Raw genomic sequence first — 7,050 nt, 5'->3', positions numbered from 1 at the left:
TTGAACGTGGGTGGGGGGCCCCGCCCGTCCAAAATGGCCGGGGGGGACGCCCATCCTACAATAACAATTAAAATTGTAAGTTATTTAATTCGCGATCCTTAGAAATAAACAAGACGGACACCACTGGCAGAGTAATAGCGATATCTCTCCCACCAGTTAAAGTCATTGTAATACTTGGATATTTGACTTGTCCACTTAAATAGTTATTGAATAATCCCTGCTTGAGTTTATAAGGGGAATTCCAAAACAAATTAGTGGAGAGTATCATAAAATCGCCTTGAGTTAATGTTGAATAAATTTACTATAGCAATCCTTGCAGGAGTCGTATTTTTTTACCCCACCCCAACCCTCCCCCCGGGTTCGGGGAGGGAGTAAGAAGTTCACAAATGATGCGATGATTGCTATAGAGCAATCACTTTAATAATAGATGAGTCGGATCTCGTCTCGCGCAAAAATGGCACAATAACCGCAGGTCTGGGAAGACAACGTATCCGAAAAATTGGAAATAGGGAGAACTGCGTAGTATGAGGAACCACATATCTATGTAAAAACTTCAGTTTTTTTACCAAAATAGGCTAACATTTGTGATAAAGACTTCAGTATTTTATTTTTAACTTGGGTACTGAGGACTTTATTCTTTACTACCCACTTAAAAAATGACAACATCAAAAACCTTAGAACCGGAATTCAAATTTAATACAATCCCAGAAGAAGTATTGACACAGATATCGCAAATATTTACAGCTACCCTATTTAAAATCGGTGAAAATCCTGTATCCATGCAGTCACTGGTGGAACTGATTGTATTGTTTATGGCTATCCTTGTCATAGCACGCTCTTTTACGAACTTTCTTAAGGAACGGTTGCTAGTCCGACTGGGAATTGACGAGGGAAACAGGGAAGCCATCGCAGTAATTATTGGGTATTTAATAGTAGCTTTGGGGGTGATAGTCGCCATCCAAAGCATCGGTTTCAACCTCGCTTCTTTTGCAGTAGTCGCGGGGGGATTGGGAGTCGGAATTGGCTTCGGAATCCAAGATTTAACAACTAATTTTGTCAGTGGCTTAACGCTGCTTTTAGACAGACCTGTGAAAGTCGGAGACTTTGTGGAATTAGAAGGATTAATGGGAATCGTCAAAAAAATATCGATTCGATCGACCATCCTACAAACTACTGAGGACTCTAGCGTCATAGTTCCCAACAGCAAAATGATTAGCAACAAAATTGTTAACTGGAGTTACGAAAACTCCCTACTCTGTCTGCGAGTTCCCGTAGAAGTAGCCGAGAATAGTAACCCGCTGTTAGTGACAGAAACTCTGTTAAATATTGCTTACGCAGAAGCTGGAGTCTTGTACGAACCGAACCCGAAAGTATTGTTTGTCGAGTTTGGTGATGATAGTTTTAAATTTGAACTTTTAGTGTGGACGGACAGGCCGACTGAAAGAGAATTAATTAAAAGTTCTTTGAATTTTGCAATTGAATACAATTTCCGCCAGCAAAAAATCGAATTTCCGTTCAATGACAGAGAAATTTATTTGCAAAACCCCGAAGTTCTGTTGTCAATGTTAAACAAAAAAGAAACTGCAATTGACCTCCCGAACAGTTACACGGAAAATGAGCAAAAACCGCCAATTTTTGCAGAGAAACTCAAAAAGCCATCGTCGCTTAGCGGTTTGCTAAGAGAGGTGGAATACTTTGAAAATCTGACCGATCTGGAATTGCGGCAATTGATTGAAGTTGGATACCGCAAACGGCTGCGATCGCAAGAATATTTGTTTCACGAAAACGACCCCGGAGATGCTTTTTACATGATTCTTTCAGGTTCAGTAGAAGTTTTTGTAGAAGCTATTAACAAACATCTGAATAACCTCGGTTCTGGTCAGTTTTTCGGGGAACTTTCTTTGATGTTGGGCATCCCCAGAACAGCTTCGGTGAGAGCTTTAGAAGAAACTATTTTGTTTGCCATCAATAAAGAAGGTTTCCAGAAAGTTTTAACTGAAAGACCGGATTTATCTGAACAGATTATTAAAGAAATAGTCAAACACAAAGAAGAACTCAGCGAGAGACAGCAATTATTGCGAGAAATGGAATTAGTAGAGGCAGCAGAAGAGGAGGAAAATCCTGTAGAATGGGTGAGAAAACGGCTAAAAAATCTATTTAGTGTTTGAAATAATTCCTATGACGCGATTTATTCACGATCTCTTTGCAAAAGAATACCTGGAGGAATTGCTGTCGCCGCTCGGAACGGTTAATATCGGCCGCGATGTGAGTTCCGAAGTTCGAGAAATCGATGTTTATTTCACTCCCAGCACCGCAATTCCCGAATACTCAGAAACGTTGGGATTGTTGGGAAAAATGGCACAGACAACTGCAATTTTTGAACCGTTTCGCAATCCGGCAAACGTCAGCGAAATTTGTAGCTGTCTGGGCAAGTTATTGGACGTGCGAGGTGAATTGGAGCGAAAATTTAGAAGAGAAAATACTCGCTATGATGACGCTCAGTTACCAAAACTGTGGATTTTGATGCCCACAGCATCGAAAGCATTGGTAGATAGCTTTAATGCGATACCAGACACAGAGAATTGGATGCAGGGAATTTATTTCTTGGGGGAATCTTTGCGAACTGCAATTGTGGCGATTCACCAGTTGCCAGAAACTCCAGACACCCTGTGGTTGAGGATTTTGGGCAAAGGGGGAGTGCAGCAAAGGGCTATTTCCCAATTAAGCGCTTTAGCAACAGACGATCCGTTGCGGATTATCGCGCTAGAATTGCTGTATCGGTTACAGTCAAATTTGGTAACCGATGCGCCACAAGAATTACAGCCAGAAGAGCGGGAGTTAATTATGGCCATTGCACCACTTTTTCAACAACAAATACAAGCAGCACAGCAACAAGCTAGAGAAGAAGGACTAGAACAGGGACTAGAACAAGGGCTAGAACGAGGGCTAGAACGGGGACTAGAACGAGGACTAGAACAAGGACTAGAACGAGGCAGACAAGAACAACAGCGCTTAATCTTAGAAAACTTTCTGCGAGTTCGATTTGGAGAATTAAGCCCAAAAATGACGGCTTTTCTATCTCCAATATCAAAGTTGGCGGCAGCGGAATTTACAGTGCTGTTGTTGGCAATATCGATGCTGACAGTCGATGAAACAGGGCGGGAATCAGCGGTTAAATTGTTGGCTGAAAGTGCGTTGCAAATACGATCGCCTGAATTGGGCGATATTCTGCCTACAGTCGTTACTAATTTATTGGCCTTGCCTGTGGCAGAATTGACATTGTTGGTAGAACAACTGCTGCCACAGTTATCGGCTGAGGAATTGAGGGACAGGTTAGGGAAAACACCTGACTAAAACCTGCGATCGCAGCCATAAAGGCATCTCGCTCTTTATGGCATTTAAATCATTCTCAAATAAAATTCCTAGATTCTGTCGATCGCACTTAGGAATTGGACTGCGGGGATAAAATCAAGTGCAGCAGAGCGTCGATCAGTCGATCGCGCTCCATTGGGATAATATCTTTGCCGTGCATCATATGCTGCGTTAACTGGAAATATACCAGCGATCCAATAAAAATCCGCGCCGTTGCCTCCGCATCGGATAATTTTAACTCTGGATGCGATGCCAAATATTCAGTGAGCCGCTCGATCCCCGGTTTACCTAAGTTTCTCACAAAAGTCTGCGCTAGCTGGGGAAAACGCCCCGACTCCGCAATCACTAACCTCACAAAATTGAGATATTCTGGTTCCTGGGTCACCTGATCCAATATAGTTGTGGCAACGAATCGCAGCGCTACGGCGGGTTCTTCATCCAGAACCGTAAAATGGACTTTTTTTCGCGCCAGCCGCTGTACCAAGGCCGCGAATAATCCTTCTTTATCGGCAAAATAGCTGTAAACCGTGGCTTTGGAAACTCCTCCCGTCTTCGCTACCTTGTCCATACTCGTCCCCGCGTAGCCGTGGGTTAAAAATTCTTGCATCGCGCCTTGCAGGATTTGCTCGGTTTTGTCACTTGCTGCGGCGTCTGCTTCGATCGGTTTTGTCCTTGCCATACCTTGCTTCTGTAATTTTTATTTGGGAGCTTGACATTATTATACTGAACGGTTTAGTATGAGAAGACCTCCTAACTAAACCGTTTAGTTTCATTTTCTCACAAAGAGGTATGTCATGGTAAACCAACCAACAGCAGACGGCTTATCCTCAAATCCATCCCTAGTTAAACAACTCCTAGTTGTGGCAGCAGTAGCAACCCTGGGGGCAGCGGGAACCACAGGCTACACGATCTGGCGATCGCGCATACCCGATCCCAATGCAGTAGCCGCAGCAGCAGCCGTCACAGCATCCCAATTAACCACAGTTACAGCCTTGGGGCGACTCGAACCCAGAGGAGAAGTAATTAAAGTCTCCGCCTCCGGTGCAGCCGAAGGAAACCGGATCGATCGGCTTTTGGTAAAAGAAGGAGACAGGGTGAAAACAGGCCAGGCGATCGCAATTTTGGACAGTCGCGATCGCCTCTCGGCCGCCCTCGACCAAGCTCAAGAACAAGTGCGCGTCGCCGAGGCAAACCTAGCAAAAGTCAAAGCTGGAGCCAAAAACGGCGAGATTCAAGCCCAGAAAGCCACCATTGCCCGCATAATGGCCGATCGCAGCAACGAAATCACAGCGCAACAGGCGATCGTTGCCCGTCTAGAAATCGATCGCAGCACCGAAATGGCAGCGCAACAAGCCACAATTGCGCGCATCAGGGCCGAACAACAAGGAGAAATTCAAACCCAACAAGCCACAATTGCCCGTCTACAAGCCGAACTCCGCAACGCCATAAGCGAGGATCAGCGCTACTCCCAACTGTATGAACAGGGAGCAATTTCCGCCTCAACTAGCGACAGCAAAAGCCTCGCCGCCGAAACAGCCCAACAGCAAATCAACGAAGGAAAGGCAAAACTGAATCAAATTCGCCAATCCCGCCAACAACAAATTAACGAAGCCCAAGCCAAACTAAATCAAATTCAACAATCTCGCCAACAACAAATTAACGAAGCCCAAGCCAAACTCAGCCAAGTTGAGCAATCTCGACAACAGCAAATCGACGAAGCCAAAGCAAATCTCGATCGCATCGCCGAAGTGCGTCCCGTTGACATAGCAGCAGCAGCAGCCGAAGTCAGTTTGGCCGCAACAGCCGCCAAACAAGCCAAAGCCAATCTGGATCTAGCTTACATCCGTGCTCCCAGAGACGCCCAAGTCCTGAAAATTCACACGCATCCGGGGGAAAAAGTCGGAAACGACGGCATTGTCGAACTCGGACAAACTCGCGAGATGCTGGCTGTTGCGGAAATCTACGAAAGCGATGTGGACAAAGTACGCCTCGGACAAACCGCCAAAATTACTAGCGATGCTTTGACCGGCGAATTGCGGGGAACTGTCGAACATATTGGTTTGCAAGTGCAGCGGCAAAACATTGTTAACACCGATCCTTCTGCGAATATTGATAGTCGAATTGTCGAAGTAAAAGTGCGCTTAGATGAAGCTTCCAGCCAGAAAGTAGCGGGATTCACCAATTTGCAAGTCAAAGTGGCGATCGGGGAAATTAAAGATTAAGTAAAAAATGTTACTTTCTCCCCGGTAAAAAACTCTCTACTTCTTCCTCTCTCTTCCTTCGTGTCCTTCGCGTCTTCGCGGTTCAATAATCACATATTCTTTCAGTACGAAGAGAGTAAACCATCAGCCCTATCTCTTCAATCCCAAATCCCAAATCTAAAATCCTATGCTTGGACTCATAAAACCATTACAACAGTTAAGACGCAGAACTTCCCTCGGATGGCTGCAACTGAGTCACGACAAAGGGCGAATGCTGGTTGCAGTAGCAGGAATTGCCTTTGCTGACGTTTTGATGTTCATGCAGTTGGGCTTTCAAAATGCGCTTTACACCAGCAATACGCGGCTGCACCAAAGCTTGGAAACAGACTTAGTTTTGATTCACCCCCAAGCGCGAAATTTGATTAATTTGTCTTCCTTCCCCAGACGCAGATTGTATCAAGCAATGAACGTACCGGGGGTGAAATCAGCCGAGCCGCTTTACGTGAAAATTGCTAACTGGAAAAATCCCGAAACTCGGCGCGAAACGTCGCTGATGGTGGTCGGTTTCAATCCCAACCACCCGGCGTTTGCGCTTCCAGAAGTTAACCAAAATTTGAGCGCGATTAAATTGCCGGATACCGTGTTGTTCGATCGAGCTTCTAGGGGAGAGTACCAAAAAACGATCGCACAAATCGATCGAGGCCAAGCCGTTAAAGCTGAGGTAGAGCGACGCACGATTAACGTCAGCGGTTTATTCACAGTTGGAGCATCTTTTGCCGCCGACGGTATTTTGATGACTAGCGATCAAAATTACCTGCGCCTGTTTGCGAGACAAAACGCCGCGAGTGTTAATGCCGGATTAATTCAACTGCAACCGGGTGCTGACCCCGTGGAAGTTCAACAAGTTTTGAAAGCATATTTACCGCCGGATGTCAAGGTACTAACTAAACAAGAATTTATCGATTTTGAGAAAAACTATTGGGCTAAGAATACTGCGATCGGCTTTGTGTTTAATTTAGGCGTCGCGATGGGTTTTGTAGTTGGTGTCATTATTGTTTATCAAGTTCTCTCAACCGATGTCAGCGACCACATGGGAGAATACGCTACTTTCAAAGCGATGGGCTACCGCAATGTTTATTTACTGGGCATCGTTTTTGAAGAAGCTCTAATTCTTTCCGTCCTCGGTTTTTTGCCAGGAGTGGGAGTTTCTTTCGGACTTTACTCTTTAACTCGCAAAGCTACAAATTTACCCCTTTATATGACGCTGCTTAGAGCAGTTATAGTATTACTTTTGAACGTGATTATGTGCAGTATTTCGGGAGCAATTGCCACTCGAAAACTGCAAGCAGCAGACCCGGCAGATATGTTTTAACGGAAAATGAAGAATAGAGGGCTAGAAACCTGTTTATAAGACTCGGCGGTTGAAACCGCTACTACACAAACGAAGTCCGCCTCCGCGGACTAAAGAATAAAGGGG

At 45.1% G+C, this 7,050-nt stretch carries 5 protein-coding genes; 4 read left to right on the top strand and 1 reads right to left on the bottom strand.

Going from position 1 to position 7,050, the window contains the following annotated elements; translation table 11 throughout:
* Positions 1-656: 656 nt before the first annotated feature.
* Positions 657-2,168: a mechanosensitive ion channel domain-containing protein gene (locus QUA00_RS23330; protein WP_333411268.1), complete on the top strand. Its 1,512-nt coding sequence runs from the start codon at positions 657-659 to the stop codon at positions 2,166-2,168.
* 10 nt (positions 2,169-2,178) lie between these two features.
* Positions 2,179-3,354: a flagellar assembly protein H gene (locus QUA00_RS23325; RefSeq protein ID WP_333411267.1), complete on the top strand. Its 1,176-nt coding sequence runs from the start codon at positions 2,179-2,181 to the stop codon at positions 3,352-3,354.
* Positions 3,355-3,442: 88 nt separating this feature from the next.
* Here the strand turns inward: QUA00_RS23325 and QUA00_RS23320 are convergent, their stop codons facing one another.
* A complete protein-coding gene (locus QUA00_RS23320) occupies positions 3,443-4,051 on the bottom strand; it encodes a TetR/AcrR family transcriptional regulator (protein WP_333140798.1) in 609 nt (202 codons plus the stop codon).
* Between the two features lie 115 nt (positions 4,052-4,166).
* On the opposite strand from QUA00_RS23320, the gene QUA00_RS23315 reads away from it, so the two are divergent.
* Positions 4,167-5,594 (top strand): HlyD family efflux transporter periplasmic adaptor subunit, encoded by a 1,428-nt coding sequence (locus tag QUA00_RS23315; protein WP_333411266.1) that lies wholly within the window; start codon positions 4,167-4,169, stop codon positions 5,592-5,594.
* 166 nt (positions 5,595-5,760) lie between these two features.
* Positions 5,761-6,945 carry an ABC transporter permease DevC gene (gene devC / locus QUA00_RS23310; protein ID WP_333411265.1) on the top strand — a complete coding sequence of 395 codons (1,185 nt, stop codon included), beginning with the start codon at positions 5,761-5,763 and terminating at the stop codon, positions 6,943-6,945.
* Positions 6,946-7,050: the final 105 nt, after the last annotated feature.

It is taken from the genome of Microcoleus sp. T2B6, assembly GCF_036700475.1.
Classification (GTDB): domain Bacteria; phylum Cyanobacteriota; class Cyanobacteriia; order Cyanobacteriales; family Microcoleaceae; genus Microcoleus.
Note: the sequence above shows the minus strand (reverse complement) of the source record. Positions and strands in the feature narration are given on the sequence as shown.

Bases quoted from the DNA above. Each gene is read 5' to 3' on its own strand.
- QUA00_RS23320 (WP_333140798.1), bottom strand. From the start codon at position 4,051: ATGGCAAGGACAAAACCGATCGAAGCAGACGCCGCAGCAAGTGACAAA.
- QUA00_RS23330 (WP_333411268.1), top strand. From the start codon at position 657: ATGACAACATCAAAAACCTTAGAACCGGAATTCAAATTTAATACAATC.
- QUA00_RS23315 (WP_333411266.1), top strand. From the start codon at position 4,167: ATGGTAAACCAACCAACAGCAGACGGCTTATCCTCAAATCCATCCCTA.
- devC (WP_333411265.1), top strand. From the start codon at position 5,761: ATGCTTGGACTCATAAAACCATTACAACAGTTAAGACGCAGAACTTCC.
- QUA00_RS23325 (WP_333411267.1), top strand. From the start codon at position 2,179: ATGACGCGATTTATTCACGATCTCTTTGCAAAAGAATACCTGGAGGAA.